Here is a 16,699-nt window from a genome sequence, read left to right as displayed (position 1 = left end):
CATTTAAAAACCCCGCCTATATGGCGGGGTTTGTTGTTTTTGAGGCTTAGGAGCGGGGGCGTTCCTTTTTTGGATCATAATGGGGGAAGGGCGAGACGCGCGCCGAGTAGCGTTTCAGGTGGCCGTCGAGTTGGCCAACCTCGACCTCTGTGCCCTCTTCGGCATGGGCCACGTCGATGCGCGCAAGTGCAATCCATTGACCCGTGCGCGGGCTGCGCATGGCGGAGCAAATCTCGCCCACCTGTGCACGGCCGATACGGATGCAATCACCGTGCGCGACGGCATTTTGCCCGTCGATCTCAAGGCCGACGAATTTGCGCGAGGGCGTTTCCTTGCGGCGCAACAGGGCATCACGTCCGACGAAATCCGCAGTCTTGGATTTGAGCGGCACCGTAAAGCCGACACCGGCCTCGAAGGGGTCGGTCTGATCGGAGAAATCGTAGCCGGCAAAGACCAGCCCGGCCTCGATCCGGACGAGGTCCAGAGCGGCGAGACCCATGGGTTTCATGCCCACTTTTTGTCCGGCCTCCCAGACCGCTTTGAAAATTTCGGCACCGTGTTTCGGATGACAGAAAATCTCATAGCCCAGCTCGCCGGTGTAGCCGGTGCGGGAGATCACGACGGGAATGCCTTCGTGGTCACCAAGACGCGCGGGCGTGAAGCGGAACCAACCCATTTCCATCAAATCAGGATGATGTGGTGCGGTCCAGAACAGCTCATGGATCAAATCACGCGATTTTGGCCCTTGGACGGCAAGGTTGTGCATCTGATCGGTGGAAGACCGGATCATGACGTTGAGGCCAAGGCGTTTGGCCTCTTCGCGCATCCAGACACCGCCCTCATCCGAGCCACCGATCCAGCGGAAATTATGTTCGCCCAGACGGAAGAGCGTGCCGTCGTCGATCATGCCGCCGTGCGGGTAGCACATGGCGGAATAGACGACTTGGCCGATGGCGAGTTTTTCGACGTTGCGGGTCAGAACCCAGTTCATCAGCGCCTCGGCGTCGGGGCCGGTGACCTCGAATTTTCTGAGCGCGGAGAGGTCCATGACCACCACGCCTTCGCGGCAGGCCCAGTAGCTCTCCACGGGGTCGCATTCCGGGAAAGAGTTAGGCAGCCAGAACCCGTTGTAGTCGGCAAAGTCGCGGGTCATCGTGGCAAAGGAATCGTAAAAACCGCTTTCACGCGTCATGATCGGGTCCTCGTCAGGGGTCGGGCGCCAGGCGGTGGCGCGGGAAAAGCGTTCTTCGGCGGCATAGGTGCGCACATGAATGTCGGTCAGGTGCCAGCCGTTGGCGGCGGAGGTGTCATCGGGACATGAGGAGGACACGCACACGAGATCGGTCAGGGCGCGGAGCAGCACATAGTCGCCGGGGCGGGACCACGGTTCGTCGGCCAGCATCACGCCATGTTCGTCGATCGCAGTGTTGAAGAAGAAGTTCGCGGCCATCCAGCCTGGGCGGGCGGGAATGCCGTAAGGGTCGAGAACGGCGTTGAAATTGTCGGAACAGTTGGTGTGACCGGGGTAGCCGATATCGTCGTAATATTTTGCGTTGCACGCCAGTCCAAAGGCGTCGTGTCGGCCGCAGGTGTCTTGGACGACTTCGACCAAGGGCGTCAGATCGTGGTCGAAATATTTCGAATGCAGACCGGGCATCGGGTAGGCATGGCCCTGAATTGTGCGGGTGGTGGTGACGTCGAGCGGGTGGAAAATGCCCTTGTCGACCTTGCGCGCGTCGAAACATTGGAAATCGGTACATTGGCGGCCGTCTACATCCATGATCTGGATGAATTCACCCTTTTTGACCGTATAGGCCTTGGCCGTGGCGGAGGCGATGCGGATGTCTTGCAAAGTGTCGGCGAGCGGGTCGGGGAGGACGAAACTGCCCTCATGGCGGGCCTCGGCTCGGGTGAGTGTCACGGTCAAAGGCGTGGCGGTGTTTTGCGCCTCGAAATCGGGTTCCGGTGCGGGGGCGGTGATCAACAGCCAGCCCGGTTCCTGCGCGGTGAAGCTGACGCCTTCGCCCGCCGGGCTGTTGGTGGAAAAGAGGCCGATGGTCTTGGCGCCTGCCAGATCGATCTGACGTTTCGCAAGGCCCAAACGGAGACGCGCCATGCCGGGCAGGGCGCTGTTGACGGTGGTGCGCAGATCGTCGCCGGAGGCGTCAGCGGACCAGCCCAAGACGCTCGCGTCAACGCTGCCGTCCGTGTGCGCTGCGAGCATTTCACAGCGCTGGCCGCCCTCGGTGTTGGTGACGGTGATCCGATCACCGGGCTTCAGCTCAAGCAAAGACGCCCCACCGCCCTGGACGGTGTGGCGTTCCTCGTTGGAGGCGAGCCGGTAGGCACCGGCACGACGCGGGAGAGAGGCCGTTGGCGGGCCAGAACGAAAGGGAAGGCCGGAAGGATCGAGGATCAACGGGGTCTCCATCGGTCAGAATAAAAAAATCCGGGGGTGCGGGGAGGCTTGCCCCCGGATCAGGGGAGGGAGGTGCGCGCCCGGTCACCCGGACGCGAAGACCGGTTAGTTCTGCAAATAGGCTTCCATGCTGTCGTCCAGCGCGTCTTTCCAGGGCGTGTGGTGGACGGGCGCCATGGTGCCGGTGATCACCGAGCGGTAGGAGTTGTTGCGGAAGTCCATGATGTCTTTCGCCTTGTGTTTCTTCCACTCGAAGAAGGCCTCGCAGGCGCCGTCGATGTCGAAGGACGGGTAGTCGGTGTCGGCCACCAGTTCCTTGACGTAATCGGCCTGATATTTGATCGCGTATTTCACATCGTCATCGGCGTCTTCGCGCTCCACACGTTCCACAACGTCGGCCTCCAAAACGGCTTTGTCGGTCGGAACCTCGATGCGGCCAAGAATGATGTCCCGCACATACCACGCCTGCGCGTCGAACATGTTGAAGGTGAACCACTGGTCCTGCATGCCGAGGTAGAACATCTTCGGATTGTGGACGTAGACGACACCTTTGTAGAGATCGGCGGTCGCCAGACGGTTCTTGGTTTTGAGGCGCAGATCGTCGGGCAGGAACGGGAAATAGTGCTTGTAGCCGGTGCAGAGAATGATCGCATCGACGTCTTTCGTGGTGCCATCGGCGAAGAAGACGGTCTTGCCTTCGACCTTTTGCAGGGCGGGTTTTTCTTCCCAGTTGTCCGGCCATTTGAAGCCCATGGGGGCGGAGCGGTAGCAGGTGGTGATCGAGTTGGCGCCGTATTTCCAGCACTGAGACCCGATGTCTTCGGCGGAGTAGGAGGCGCCGACGAGGAGCACGTCCTTGCCTTCGAATTCGCGGGCGTCGCGGAAATCGTGGGCGTGGACGATGCGGCCATTGAACTGTTCGAAGCCGGGGTATTCGGGCACGTTCGGCGAGGAGAAATGACCGGAGGCGACGATCACATTGTCGAAGCGCTCCTTGTAGACGCGGTCCTCGACCATGTCGTGCACGGTGACGACGAAATCGCCTTTGTCTTCGTCATATTCGACGAAGCGGATGACGGAGGAGAAGCGAATCCATTTGCGCACGTCGGCCTTGATCACGCGGCCTTCGATATAGTCGAAGAGCACGGCGCGGGGCGGGTAGGAGGCGATTTGCTTGCCGAAATGTTCCTCGAAGGAATAGTCGGCGAATTCCAGACCTTCTTTCGGGCCGTTCGACCAGAGGTAGCGGTACATAGACCCGTGCACAGGTTCGCCATTCTCATCGACGCCGGTGCGCCAGGTGTAGTTCCACAGCCCGCCCCAGTTCGATTGCTTCTCAAAACAGACGACTTCCGGGATCTCGGCGCCCTTTTGGGCGGCGGATTGGAAGGCACGCAGTTGAGCGAGGCCGGAGGGGCCCGCGCCGATGACGGCGACTCGTTTGGTCATATTGAAAACTCCCGTTGGTTGAGCGTGTGTTGGTATGGACCAATAATCAAGATTGGTTCTTTTGGATTGACTCCGGTTTGGTCCAAAAATTTTCTACTGGTCAATGAATTTTCCTTAGAGGAATATGCGAATCGGGAATTCTCTCGGTCTTTTGACCTATTTTTGAGCGGGAGGTGAAAAAATGAGCAGCGCTTCGCTGGCACAGAGACTGGCCGTCGCAGGCAGCCTGCCGCGATTGAGCGTACAGGACCGCGCGCCGATCCGGGTTGGAGCGCTGGTGCCGATGTCCGGGGCGGAGGAGCGTTGGGGGCGGCCCGGCATAGATGGTTGTCGCCTCTGGGTCGACTGGATCAACGCCCATGGCGGCATGATGGTTGGCGGCCGGCGGCATCTTGTGGAACTGATCGTGCAGGACAGCGCGCAGGGCGCGGCGGCGACACTCGAGGCGGCGCGGCAGATGGTGGAGGCGCAACGCGTGCGGCTTGTGCTGACGCTCGGGGGCGGCGATCTGGGGCTGGCGCTGGCCTATCTGATGGAGCGTCGGGTGCTGACCGCGACGCTTCTGCCGTCGGACCTGTCGCCGGATCACCCCTATCTCATCGCGCCCGCGGAGGTGCACCCGTTTTTCAACGTCACCGGGGTCGACTGGCTCGCGCGCACCCGGCCCGAGGCCAAACGCGTGGCGCTCTGCTCCCAAACCGATCTCATGGGGCTGCCGTCGCTTGCGACCTATCGCGCGGCCTTCGATGTCGCCGGGCGGGAGATCGTCAGTGAAGTGCTTTATGATGCGGAGGCCGGGGACGCGCGCGAGATCGTGGCGGAGATGCTGGCCGAGACGCCGGATGTGCTGTGCTGGTGTTCCTCCGCACCGCCGATGATCGAGGCGCTGACCGTCGCGGCCTATGAGGCGGGGTTCCGGGGCGAGATTCTTGCCTGTACCTGCGACAATTACCAAAGCCTGATCACGCGCACCTCGGACGCTTTCATGGAGCGTTTCACCTTCCAGTTCCCGGATTTCGACGATCCGGAACTAGCGGATACGGCGTTTTTCTTTCACCGGCCGAAGGCGTTTTTCGACTCTTATAATGAGCGCTTTCCAGAAGAGTGGGCGGCGGTGAGCTGGGAATATGCGTCGATCCTCGATCTCTGGCATGAGGCGGTCGAGACGGCGGACAGCCTTGTCAGCGCCTCCGTGTTGGCGGCCCTGAAGCGCGGGCGGCGCATGCCGCATGTGTTCGGGCTGGCGAATTGGTGGGGCATGGAGGTCTACGGCATCGACAATGCGCTGGTGGGCGACTGGCCGGTGGTGGCGATCCGCGAGGGGCGGGCGCGCATTCAGGAATTCGGGTCGGTGCTGAAATGGCTGGAAACCTATGGCGAAGAGCTGATGACCGAACTCGGGGCCGTCGGCCAGCTTTGGCACCAGCGCGGCAAGCCGGATCTGGCGCGCGCGCTGGCGGATGAATGAGCGAGATAGAGAAGAGAGAGCATATGGGACGACAGGAGTTGGATTTGAAAGCCAAGGACAATGCATTGCAGCAGAACCCGCATGCGGTGAAGGAGCAGCGGGAAAAGAACCTCGAAGTGGCGATCGGACGGCAGGTGCGCGAGCTGCGCAAGCGGGCGCGGATGACCGGGGCGGACCTGGCGGCGCAGACCGGGTTGTCGGTCGGCATGCTGTCGAAGATCGAGAACGGGGTGATTTCGCCGTCTCTGAATACGATTTCTGCGCTGGCCCATGCGTTGCGCGTGCCTTTGGTGCAGCTTTTTTCCGGTTATGAGGAAGAGCGCGGCTGCATGCATGTCAAAGCGGGCGAGGGTGTCGAGATCGAGCGTGCGGGGACGCGGGCGGGGCATCAATACAATCTCTTGGGTCATATCGGGTCGAACAACTCGGGCGTCGTGGTCGAACCCTATCTGATCACGCTCGACAGCGCCTCCGACCGGTTCCCGGCGTTCCAGCATGAGGGCATCGAGCTTCTGTATATGCTGGAGGGGCGGGTCAACTATCGCCATGGCGATCAGATCTACGATCTGGAGCCGGGGGATTCGCTTCTGTTCGATTCGGATGCGCCGCACGGGCCGGAGGAGATCGTCGAGCTTCCGGCGAAATATCTGTCGATCATCACCTATCCGCAGGCACGCTGAGTGTCCTGTATTTTCTATTTCGCACAATTCTCAGGCGGCTGATGCGGATCGGCCGCCTGTTTGCATAAAAACAGAGCAATTTTCCTGTCGGTGAGATTTTCTTCCAATGGGGATAAAAACTTTCTTGAAGAGAAAATAGGTTTCCCATTAGTGAGGTTGTGACGGCGCTGGACGCCTGATGAACTCACCCACAATGGAGGAACCTATGTGTGGCATTGTTGGCCTCTTCCTGAAAAAGGATGAACTGCGCCCGCAACTGGGCGATATGCTGACCGATATGCTCATCACCATGACCGAACGCGGCCCCGATAGCGCCGGGATCGCGATCTATGGCGATGAGACGGACGGCATGGTAAAAATCACCGTTCAATCGGACACGCCCGCCGAGGCGTTTGCCGATCTCGACGCCGCCGTGTGTGCGGTGGTCGATGCGCCGGTGACGATCAAAGTGGTCGACACCCATGCGGTTCTGACACTGCCGGAAGCGAAGGCGAAAGAGGCCATCGCGGTGCTCGAAGACAAGGGTCTTCGCATCATGGGTTCCGGCGCCTCCATGGAAATCTACAAGGAAGTCGGCCTGCCGAAAGACGTCGCGGCGCGGTTCGGTCTGCGCGCGATGGGCGGCTCCCACGGCATCGGCCACACCCGCATGGCGACTGAGTCCGCTGTGACCACGATGGGTGCGCACCCGTTTTCGACCGCCGACGACCAGTGCCTCGTGCACAACGGCTCGCTGTCGAACCACAACCAGATGCGCCGCACGCTTGCCAAAAAAGGCGTGTTTACCCGCTCGGAAAACGACACCGAAGTGGGCGCGGCCTACATCTCGTCGCGCATCGCCGATGGCGCAACGCTGGGTGAAGCGCTCGAAGGCACCATCGAAGATCTCGACGGGTTCTTCACCTTCGTGACCGGTACCAAGAACGGCTTTGGCGTCGTGCGCGATCCAATCGCCTGCAAACCGGCGATCATGGCGGAAACCGAGGATTACGTCGCCTTCGCGTCTGAGTACCGCGCCTTCGCCGACCTGCCGGGCATCGACAATGCCCGCGTCTGGGAACCGGAACCTGCAACTGTTTACTTCTGGGAGCGCTGATCCAATGACCACCACGCTCGATCTGGCCACAACGGAACTCCGTGAGGTCAACACCACGCTTCAGGCCGCTGCCAAGGGCAAGGCGAATGAAGATTTCGAACTGACCAACCCGCGCGGCGCGCATGCCGTGGCTGTCGGTCTCGACGGTCCGATTTCCGTGACCATCAACGGGTCCACGGGCTACTACTGCGCCGGGATGAACAAGGAAGCCACCATCACGGTCAAAGGCTCCACCGGCCCCGGTGTTGCGGAAAACATGATGTCCGGCGTTGTGACCATCGAAGGCGACGCCTCGCAATATGCGGGCGCCACCGGGCACGGCGGTCTTTTGAACATCAAGGGCAATGCGTCCTCGCGCTGCGGCATCTCGATGAAGGGCATCGACATCGTCGTGCACGGCAACATCGGCCATATGTGCGCCTTCATGGCGCAAAAGGGCAACCTCGTTGTTCTGGGCGATGCGGGCGATGCGCTGGGCGACTCGCTTTATGAAGCGCGCCTGTTCGTGCGCGGTTCCGTGAAATCGCTGGGCGCCGACTGCGTCGAGAAGGAACTGCGCCCGGAGCATATCGAGATCCTCAAGGACCTTCTTGAGAAAGCCGGGGCGGATGCCAAACCGGAAGAGTTCAAACGCTACGGTTCGTCGCGCAAACTCTACAATTTCAACATCGACCACGCTGGCGAATACTGAGGAGCGCACCGATGGAAAAGACACCCCACACCCCGCCGCGCGACAGCTACACGTTCAGCAACGCCGCCAACGCCGAGATCCGCCGCGCGGCGGCCACCGGCATCTACGATATTCGTGGCGGCGGCACCAAACGCCACCTGCCGCATTTCGATGACCTGCTGTTCCTCGGCGCGTCGATGTCGCGGTACCCGCTCGAAGGTTATCGCGAGAAATGCGACACCTCCGTGACCCTCGGCACGCGGTTTGCGAAAAAGCCGATCGAGCTGAAAATCCCGGTGACCATCGCGGGCATGTCCTTTGGCGCGCTCTCCGGTCCGGCGAAAGAGGCTCTGGGTCGCGGCGCGACCATGGCGGGCACCTCGACGACCACCGGTGACGGCGGCATGACCGAGGAAGAGCGCGGACATTCCGAGAAGCTCGTTTACCAATACCTGCCGTCGCGCTACGGCATGAACCCGGACGATCTGCGTCGTGCTGACGCCATCGAGATCGTGGTCGGCCAAGGCGCGAAACCGGGCGGCGGCGGCATGCTGCTGGGTCAAAAGATCACCGAGCGCGTCGCCGGGATGCGCGACCTTCCGGTCGGCATCGACCAACGCTCCGCCTGTCGTCACCCGGACTGGACCGGCCCGGACGATCTCGAGATCAAGATCCTTGAGCTGCGAGAGATCACCAACTGGGAAAAACCGATCTACATCAAGGTCGGCGGCGCACGCCCCTATTACGACACCGCTCTGGCCGTGAAAGCGGGCGCGGACGTGGTCGTGCTCGACGGGATGCAGGGCGGTACGGCGGCGACGCAGGATGTGTTCATCGAGCATGTCGGCCAGCCGATCCTCGCCTGTATCCGCCCCGCCGTTCAGGCGCTTCAGGATCTGGGCATGCACCGCAAGGTTCAGCTTGTGGTCTCTGGCGGCATCCGCAACGGCGCGGATATGGCCAAGGCGCTGGCACTTGGGGCCGATGCGGTTTCCATCGGCACGGCGGCTCTCATTGCCATCGGTGAGCAGGACCCGAAATGGGGCGCGGAATACGCGGCTCTGGGCACCACTGCCGACGCTTACGATGACTGGCATGAGGGCAAAGACCCGGCAGGTATCACCACGCAGGACCCCGAGCTGATGAAGCGCGTGAACCCGGTGGAAGCGGCGCGGATGCTGCGCAACTACCTCAACGTGATGACGCTGGAATGCCAGACCATCGCACGGGCCTGTGGTCACAACCACGTGCACAACCTCGAACCCGAGGATCTGTGTGCGCTGACCATGGAAGCCGCTGCCATGGCGCAAATTCCGCTCGCCGGGACCAATTGGTACCCGGGGAAACCGGGCTTCTGAGGCCCACGAAGAGGGGCCAAGCGCCCCTCTTTCTCCGACAGGGAACAGGAAAAATACAGATGAGCAAACTTGCCAAATTCGCCGAAGAGAACGGCGTGAAATATTTCATGATCTCCTACACCGATCTGTTCGGTGGCCAGCGCGCCAAACTCGTGCCGGCCTCCGCGATCGCGGGTATGGAGGAAGACGGGGCTGGCTTTGCGGGCTTTGCGACCTGGCTCGACCTGACGCCGGCGCATCCCGACATGCTGGCCGTGCCGGACCCGGATGCGGTCATCCAATTGCCGTGGAAGCCGGAAGTGGCCTGGGTGCCCGCCGATTGCATCATGGAAGATCAGCCGGTCGAACAGGCGCCGCGCAACGTGCTGAAGAAACTGATCAAGGAAGCCGCTGAAGAAGGTCTGCGCGTCAAGACCGGGATCGAGGCCGAATTCTTTATCCTCACCCCCGAGGGCGATCAGATTTCCGACCCGTTCGATACGGCGGAGAAACCCTGTTATGACCAGCAGGCCGTGATGCGCCGCTATGACGTGATCGCCGAGATCTGCGATTACATGCTGGAGCTGGGCTGGGGTCCGTATCAGAACGACCACGAGGACGCCAACGGCCAGTTCGAGATGAACTGGGATTTCGACGACGCGCTGATCACCGCCGACCGTCACAGTTTCTTCAAGTTCATGGTGAAATCCATCGCCGAGAAACACGGTCTGCGCGCCACCTTCATGCCGAAGCCCATTCAGGGCCTGACCGGCAACGGTTGCCACGCGCATATTTCCGTGTGGGACCTCGACGGCAAGACCAACGCATTCGCGGGCAATGCCGGTGGGCAGGTCGGTGAAGTGGGGCTTTCCGAGCAGGGCGGTTACTTCCTCGGCGGGATCATGAAACATGCCGAAGCCTTGGCGGCGATCACCAACCCGACGGTGAACTCCTACAAACGCATCAACGCGCCGCGCACCATGTCGGGCGCGACCTGGGCGCCCAATACCGTCACCTGGACCGGCAACAACCGCACCCACATGGTCCGCGTGCCGGGCCCCGGAAGGTTCGAGTTGCGCCTGCCGGACGGGGCGGTGAACCCCTATCTCTTGCAGGCCGTGATCATCGCTGCCGGTCTCTCGGGGATCCGCTCCAAAGCCAACCCCGGCCCGCGTTACGACATCGACATGTATGCCGAAGGTCACAAGATCGAAGGCGCGCCGAAACTGCCGCTCAACATGCTGGACGCGATCCGCGCCTATGACGCCGATCCGGAGTTGAAAGCCATGCTGGGCAACGATTTCTCGGCCTCTTACATCAAGATGAAGCACCGCGAGTGGAATTCCTTCGTGTCGCATTTCTCGCGCTGGGAAAAAGACAACACGCTGGACATCTGATCCAAGAACTTCCCTGAGTGGCGGCCCCAGAACCGCCACTGTTCCCCAAGGCCCGGCTTATGCCGGGCCTTTTTTTATGGCCTCCCGTTTTCGCAGGGTGGAGGGGGCAGTGCCGTAGAGTTTGCGGAAGGCATCGGAGAAATGCGCCTGCGAGGAGAACCCGGTCATCTGGGCGATCTCGGTCAATGGAATGCGGGTCGAGGTGATCAAATCTTTCCCTGTTTCCAAACGGATACGGCGATATTCTTCCATGATCGACCGGCCCGTCGTCTCGCGAAACTGGCGTTGCAATTGCCGGGTCGAAAGGCCTGCGAGCGTGGCGATCTGATCCTGACCGAGAGGGTCGGCGATATGGCTTTCCATCAGTTCCAAAGCGGCCTCGACCGGGAGCGGGATGACGCCATAGCGCCCGGTGATCGAGGACCGTTGCGGCGCATCCGCTCCGCGCACTTCGGTCTGGATGAACCAGTCGGAAATGCGTTGGGCGAAGGCGGTTCCGTGGTCACGGGCGATGATGGCATGCATCATGTCGAGCGGCGCGGAGCCACCGGCGCAGGTGTAGCGGTCGCGGTCGATCACGAACAATCGCCGCTCCAAAAGCCAGTCGCCGGGGAGCTTGTCGAAATCGTTGTAATGGTGCCAGTGGACAGTGAAACGACGGTTCGCCAGAAGTCCGGCCTTGGCCAGAATGACCGCCCCGCCGGAGATGCCGCCGAGCGCCACGCCGGACCGGTCGGCCTGTCTCAGCCAGGCAAAAAGTGCTGGGTCGTTGACGCGCGCAGGATCGCCACCCGCAACGACGAAAACCAGATCGAAACGGGGGAAAAGATCCCGAAAAGAGCGGGTCTCAAACGCGCCGCCGACGGAGGATTTGACCATGCCGCCGGAGCTTGAAAGCAGGGTCACCTCATAGCGCAAGGTGGGCGAAAACAGGTTTGCCGCACGCAGCGGTTCGAGCGCGGATGCGGTCGACAAAAGGGCGAATCCATCGACCAGCAGAAAGGCGATTCTCTTCATGTTCAGGGCCTGTCGAGAAATATGAAAATACGTCCTGAATTTGAAAATATACGACTTGAATATGGATGTACAGGGCGAAAATCCCCGCTAGAACAGGATCAGACGAAGGAGCGCACCTGCATGAAATTCTCTGGTTTCAAAGTCGTGAAAGAGGCCCTGACCGGGCACAAAGGGTGGACGCCATTGTGGCGCAACCCGGAGCCGAAACCCGCCTATGACATCGTGATTGTCGGCGGAGGCGGACATGGGCTTGCGACGGCCTTTTATCTGGCGAAAACCTTTGGTGAGCTGAAGGTTGCGGTGCTGGAAAAGGGCTGGCTCGGCTCCGGCAATATCGGGCGGAACACGACGATCATCCGGTCGAACTATCTCCTGCCGGGTAACGAGCCGTTCTATGAATTCTCGATGAAGCTTTGGGAAAATCTGGAGCAGGAAACCAATTTCAACTCGATGGTGTCGCAGCGCGGGATCATCAACCTGATCCACACCGACGCTCAGCGCGATGCCTATCGCCGTCGCGGCAATGCGATGATGCTGGTCGGTGCGGGCGCGCGGCTGTTGTCGCGTGACGAGTTGAAAGGGATGGTGCCCTTCCTGAATTTCGACAATGCGCGCTTCCCGATCAAGGGCGGCTTGATGCAGGAACGCGCGGGCACGGCGCGCCACGATGGGGTGGTCTGGGGCTATGCCCGCGGTGCCGATATGCGCGGCGTCGACATCATTCAGAATTGCGAAGTCACCGGGTTCAAGATCGAAGGTGGCAAGGTTTTGGGTGTCGAAACCTCGCGCGGCTTTATCGGGGCCAAGAAGGTCGGCGTGGCTGTCGCCGGGTCCTCGGGGCGGGTCATGGCCAAGGCCGGAATGCGCCTGCCGATCGAAAGCCATGTGTTGCAGGCCTTCGTCTCCGAAGGGCTCAAGCCGACCATTCCGGGCGTCATCACCTTTGGCGCGGGGCACTTCTATGTGAGCCAGTCCGACAAGGGCGGGCTGGTGTTCGGTGGCGACATCGACGGTTACAATTCCTATGCGCAACGCGGCAACCTGCCGGTGGTCGAAGATGTGCTCGAAGGCGGCATGGCGCTCATGCCGATGATCGGGCGCGCGCGGCTTTTGCGCAGCTGGGGCGGGATCATGGATATGTCCATGGACGGCTCGCCGATCATCGACCAGACCCATATCGACGGGCTCTATCTCAACGCCGGCTGGTGTTACGGGGGCTTCAAGGCGACGCCCGCCTCCGGTTATGCCTTTGCGCATTTGCTTGCGACCGGCCGTCCGCATGAGACCGCCGCCGCCTATCGGCTCGACCGGTTCGAGCGCGGTTATGTCATCGACGAAAAGGGCGTTGGCGCCCAACCCAACCTGCATTGAGGTGAAAAGATGCTGATCCCTCATCCCCTTCTCGGCCTGCGCGACAGTCAGGAATTCACCTATCTGGGCGACGCCAATCTGATGCACCGGCCCGATGCGACGGCGGAAAATGCCGAAGCGCAATTCTGCGACTATGTGTTCCAGCGCGAGAACCCGGCGGGCGTGCACCGCGAACTTTGGTTCCACGAACAGGGCGACCGAAGCTGGCTTGTCGTGACGCGCGACACCACCACGCATGAAATTCTCGGGGCGGAACTGGCCTCGAACGTGAAACTGGGAGCGGCAGAATGACCCGTCTGACTGGTGGTCTGATCGACCGCAACGCGCCGCTGAATTTCACCTTCAACGGCAAGGCTTACAAAGGCTTCCAAGGCGACACATTGGCCTCCGCCCTTCTGGGCAATGGCGTCCAACTCATGGGCCGGAGTTTCAAATATCACCGACCGCGCGGCGTTGTGGCGGCAGGTTCCGAGGAACCTAATGCCATGGTCGAACTGCGCACCGGCGCGCGGCAGGAGCCGAACACGCGCGCCACAGTGGCGGAACTGTTCGACGGGCTGACGGCACGCTCGCAAAACCACATAGGACCGCTCCACCGCGATTTTTTGGCGGTGAACGATTTGCTGTCGCCGTTCTTTGCAGCGGGATTCTATTACAAGACCTTCATGTGGCCGAAAGCGTTCTGGGAAAAGCTCTACGAGCCGATGATCCGCAAGGCGGCAGGGCTTGGATCGCTTTCGATGCTGCCGGACCCGGACGACTACGATAAAGGTTTCCTGCATTGCGATCTTCTGATCGTAGGAGCCGGTGCGGCCGGGCTTGCGGCGGCTTTGACGGCGGGGCGTGCGGGCGCGGATGTGATCCTTGCCGATGAAGATTTCGCCCTTGGTGGGCGTCTCATGTCGGAGAGCGACGCGCTTGATGGCGCAAATGCGATGGACTGGGTCGCAAGCGCGAAGGCCGAACTTGAAAGCCTGCCGAATGTCCGCATCATGACCCGCACCACGGTGTTCGGCGTCTACGATCACGGCATCTTCGGTGCAGTGGAGCGGGTGTCGGATCACTTGGCCGTTCCGGGCGACAAGGTGCGCCAGACGCTTTGGCGGATCACCGCGAAGCGCACGGTTCTGGCGGCGGGCGCGACGGAGCGGCATATCCCCTTTGCCGACAACGACCGTCCGGGTGTGATGCTGGCGGGGGCGATGCGCGCCTATGCCAACCGCTGGGCCGTCAGCCCGGTGAAGCGGGACGGGGACGCGATTGCGATTTTCACCAATGGCGACGACGGGCACCGCACGGCGATGGATCTGATCGCCAGGGGCGCGAAGGTTCTGGGCGTGATCGACGCCCGTGAGGCGGCGCCGCGGTTTGGCGACTATGAGGTCTTTGCTGGGTCTACTGTGACCGGGACGAAAGGGCGTCTGGGCCTCACGTCGATTGAGGTCACCCGCAACGGGCGGTCCGAATGGCACTCCGTCGGCGCGCTTGGTGTCGCGGGCGGTTGGAACCCGAACGTGCATCTGGCCTCGCACCACCGCGGGCGTCCGGTCTGGAATGACGATCTTTTGGCCTTCGTTCCGAGCCCGGATGGGCCGAAAGGCCTGATCCCGGCAGGCGCTGCGGCAGGCAAGGGTGGCACCGCAGAGGCGCTGACGGATGGTATGAAAGCCGCGATCACGGCGCTTTCCGAGATCGGTGTTGCGGCCTCTGAAATTGCGCTTCCGAAGGCGGAGAATATGCCGTCCGAGCAGGCTGCCTTCTGGCACGTTCCCGGTACGAAGCGCGCTTGGGTCGATTTCCAGAACGACGTGACCGTCAAAGATATTGCCTTGGCGCATAAGGAAAATATGAAGCCGGTCGAGCATCTGAAACGCTGGACCACGCTGGGCATGGCGACCGATCAGGGCAAGACCTCGAACATCTCGGCTCTGGCGGTGATGGCCGAGCTGACCGGCAAGTCGATCCCCGAAACCGGCACCACAATCTTCCGCCCGCCCTATACCGGCGTGTCTCTCGCCGTCTTGGGCGGCGGTGACACCGGGCCGCTGTTCCGTCCGCGCCGCCTGACGCCGACTCATCACTGGGCCGAAGCCCAAGGCGCCGCGTTCGTCGAAGTGGGCCAATGGATGCGGGCGCAATATTTCCCGCGCACTGGCGAAACCACTTGGCGGCAGACCGTGGACCGCGAGGTTCTGGCCGTGCGCTCCGGGGTGGGCCTCTGTGATGTGACCACGCTTGGTAAGGTCGATGTGCAGGGTGCGGATGCAGGTGAGTTCCTCAACCGCATGTATTCCAACATGATGGGCGCGCTGAAGGTCGGCATGGTGCGTTACGGTCTGATGCTGCGCGAAGATGGGCACGCCTATGATGACGGCACCTGTGCGCAGATGGCGGAGGATCACTATGTGGTCACGACGACGACCGCCAACGCAGGGCTGGTGTATCGCCAGATGGAATTCGCGCATCAATGCCTCTGGCCGGAGCTGGATGTGCAGCTCATCTCGACCACCGACGCCTGGGCGCAGATCGCCGTGGTGGGGCCGAAATCGCGCGAGCTTCTTACCCGGATCGTCGATGGGTTCGACCTTTCGAACGAGGCGTTTCCCTTCATGGCCTGCTCTGAGCTGACGATCTGCAACGGTTTGCGGGCGCGTCTGTTCCGCATCTCCTTCTCTGGCGAGTTGGCCTATGAGATCGCGGTGCCTGCCCGCTACGGCCATGCTCTGATGCAGCGGCTGATGGAGCAGGGCGCGGACCTTGGCGCGACGCCCTACGGCACCGAAGCACTGGCGGTTCTCAGGATCGAAAAAGGTCACGCGGCGGGGGCCGAACTCAACGGTCAGACCACGGCGCAGATGCTGGGGCTGGGCAAGATGGTGTCGGCGAAGAAAGACAGCATCGGCGCCGTGATGTCGCGGCGCGAAGGCATGGCTGCGGAAAAACGTCGACTTGTCGGTTTCAAACCGCTCGAGGCGCAAACGCAGGTCATGGCCGGGTCGCATCTTTTCACCCAAGGTGAGGCGCAGACGATGACCAGCGATCAGGGTTGGGTCACCTCGTCCTGTTACTCGCCGCATCTCGAAAGCTATATCGCGCTCGGGTTCCTTAAGAACGGCGCAGAACGGATGGGCGAGGTGCTGATCGCGGCCAACCCGCTGGAAGGCAAGGAATTGAAGGTCGAAGTGGTCTCTGCCCATTTCGTGGACCCTGAAGGAGGACGTCTCCGTGACTGATCTGACCCCCATCACCGCCCTGGGCGGCACGGTGGCGCGGACCGAGGTATTCGGCGCGCTGACCACCACGGAAAACGCCGATCTCGGTCTGGCCTCCCTGAGCCTGCGGGCCGGGCAGGAGGTGCCTCAGCCCTTTGGCCTGATGCTTCCGGGAGTCGGCAAAGCCGTGTCCATGGGCGATTATGCCGCCTTCTGGACCGGGCGCGGACAATGGATGATCGAAGCTGCGGGCAAGGCCGAGGTGGATTTCGCCGCGATGTTGAAATCCGAGGTGCCGGAGTGTTCCGTCACCGAGCAAACGGACGGGTTCACCGCGTTCGAGATCGCCTCGACGCAGGGCGCGAGGCCGATCGAGGCGCTGATGGCCAAGCTCGTCAACATCGACCCGAAGGCCTTCGGGCCGGGGCAGGCGACGCGCACGGGGCTTGAACATATGACGGTTTTCCTGATCCGTCGGGCCGAGGACCGGCTCGCGGTGATCGGGATGCGTACCCTGGCGGGGTCGCTCTGGCACGCACTGGCCGTGGCCGCCCGCCGCCTTGAGGACTGAGTTTTCGGACTG

13 protein-coding genes are annotated in these 16,699 nt (G+C 61.7%); 10 read left to right on the top strand and 3 right to left on the bottom strand.

Going from position 1 to position 16,699, the window contains the following annotated elements:
* Positions 1 to 46: 46 nt before the first annotated feature.
* Entirely contained in the window at positions 47 to 2,416 is a 2,370-nt protein-coding gene (locus tag NH195_RS09790; RefSeq protein WP_420795666.1) for a trimethylamine N-oxide demethylase, read from the bottom strand.
* Between the two features lie 108 nt (positions 2,417 to 2,524).
* Positions 2,525 to 3,868 carry an NAD(P)-binding domain-containing protein gene (locus tag NH195_RS09785; protein ID WP_066706056.1) on the bottom strand — a complete coding sequence of 448 codons (1,344 nt, stop codon included), beginning with the start codon at positions 3,866 to 3,868 and terminating at the stop codon, positions 2,525 to 2,527.
* Between the two features lie 181 nt (positions 3,869 to 4,049).
* On the opposite strand from NH195_RS09785, the gene NH195_RS09780 reads away from it, so the two are divergent.
* The 6 genes from NH195_RS09780 to glnT all read left to right on the top strand — a co-directional run bounded on the left by NH195_RS09780 (position 4,050) and on the right by glnT (position 10,516).
* Positions 4,050 to 5,336: an ABC transporter substrate-binding protein gene (locus NH195_RS09780; RefSeq protein ID WP_066706053.1), complete on the top strand. Its 1,287-nt coding sequence runs from the start codon at positions 4,050 to 4,052 to the stop codon at positions 5,334 to 5,336.
* A gap of 23 nt (positions 5,337 to 5,359) precedes the next feature.
* Positions 5,360 to 6,016 (top strand): helix-turn-helix domain-containing protein, encoded by a 657-nt coding sequence (locus NH195_RS09775; RefSeq protein WP_066706050.1) that lies wholly within the window; start codon positions 5,360 to 5,362, stop codon positions 6,014 to 6,016.
* A gap of 205 nt (positions 6,017 to 6,221) precedes the next feature.
* Positions 6,222 to 7,112 (top strand): class II glutamine amidotransferase, encoded by an 891-nt coding sequence (locus NH195_RS09770; RefSeq protein ID WP_066706047.1) that lies wholly within the window; start codon positions 6,222 to 6,224, stop codon positions 7,110 to 7,112.
* A gap of 4 nt (positions 7,113 to 7,116) precedes the next feature.
* The gene (locus NH195_RS09765; protein WP_066706043.1) at positions 7,117 to 7,803 is read left to right on the top strand and encodes a GltB/FmdC/FwdC-like GXGXG domain-containing protein; all 687 of its coding nucleotides are present in this window, start codon (positions 7,117 to 7,119) and stop codon (positions 7,801 to 7,803) included.
* 11 nt (positions 7,804 to 7,814) lie between these two features.
* Entirely contained in the window at positions 7,815 to 9,140 is a 1,326-nt protein-coding gene (locus tag NH195_RS09760; RefSeq protein WP_066706040.1) for an FMN-binding glutamate synthase family protein, read from the top strand.
* A 59-nt stretch (positions 9,141 to 9,199) separates the two neighbouring features.
* Entirely contained in the window at positions 9,200 to 10,516 is a 1,317-nt protein-coding gene (glnT, locus tag NH195_RS09755; RefSeq protein ID WP_066706037.1) for a type III glutamate--ammonia ligase, read from the top strand.
* Positions 10,517 to 10,573: 57 nt separating this feature from the next.
* Here the strand turns inward: glnT and NH195_RS09750 are convergent, their stop codons facing one another.
* Positions 10,574 to 11,533, bottom strand: a complete 960-nt coding sequence (locus tag NH195_RS09750) for a GlxA family transcriptional regulator (protein WP_066706034.1) — start codon at positions 11,531 to 11,533, stop codon at positions 10,574 to 10,576.
* Positions 11,534 to 11,653: 120 nt separating this feature from the next.
* Between NH195_RS09750 and NH195_RS09745 the strand changes: the two genes are divergently transcribed.
* From NH195_RS09745 to NH195_RS09730, 4 genes are read left to right on the top strand one after another with little or no spacing between them, the layout of a single operon-like run.
* On the top strand, positions 11,654 to 12,904 hold the full coding sequence (locus NH195_RS09745) for a sarcosine oxidase subunit beta family protein (protein ID WP_066706032.1): 1,251 nt from the start codon (positions 11,654 to 11,656) through the stop codon (positions 12,902 to 12,904).
* A 9-nt stretch (positions 12,905 to 12,913) separates the two neighbouring features.
* Positions 12,914 to 13,195, top strand: a complete 282-nt coding sequence (locus NH195_RS09740; protein ID WP_066706030.1) for a sarcosine oxidase subunit delta — start codon at positions 12,914 to 12,916, stop codon at positions 13,193 to 13,195.
* Positions 13,192 to 16,137 (top strand): sarcosine oxidase subunit alpha family protein, encoded by a 2,946-nt coding sequence (locus tag NH195_RS09735; RefSeq protein WP_066706028.1) that lies wholly within the window; start codon positions 13,192 to 13,194, stop codon positions 16,135 to 16,137. The genes NH195_RS09740 and NH195_RS09735 overlap by 4 nt, the downstream gene beginning before the upstream one ends.
* Positions 16,130 to 16,687 (top strand): sarcosine oxidase subunit gamma, encoded by a 558-nt coding sequence (locus tag NH195_RS09730; protein ID WP_066706026.1) that lies wholly within the window; start codon positions 16,130 to 16,132, stop codon positions 16,685 to 16,687. Before NH195_RS09735 ends, NH195_RS09730 begins: the two co-directional genes overlap by 8 nt.
* The last annotated feature ends 12 nt before the right edge of the window (positions 16,688 to 16,699 follow it).

The organism is Celeribacter ethanolicus (genome assembly GCF_001550095.1).
Lineage (GTDB): Bacteria > Pseudomonadota > Alphaproteobacteria > Rhodobacterales > Rhodobacteraceae > Celeribacter > Celeribacter ethanolicus.
This window is presented reverse-complemented; position numbering and strand designations above follow the sequence as displayed.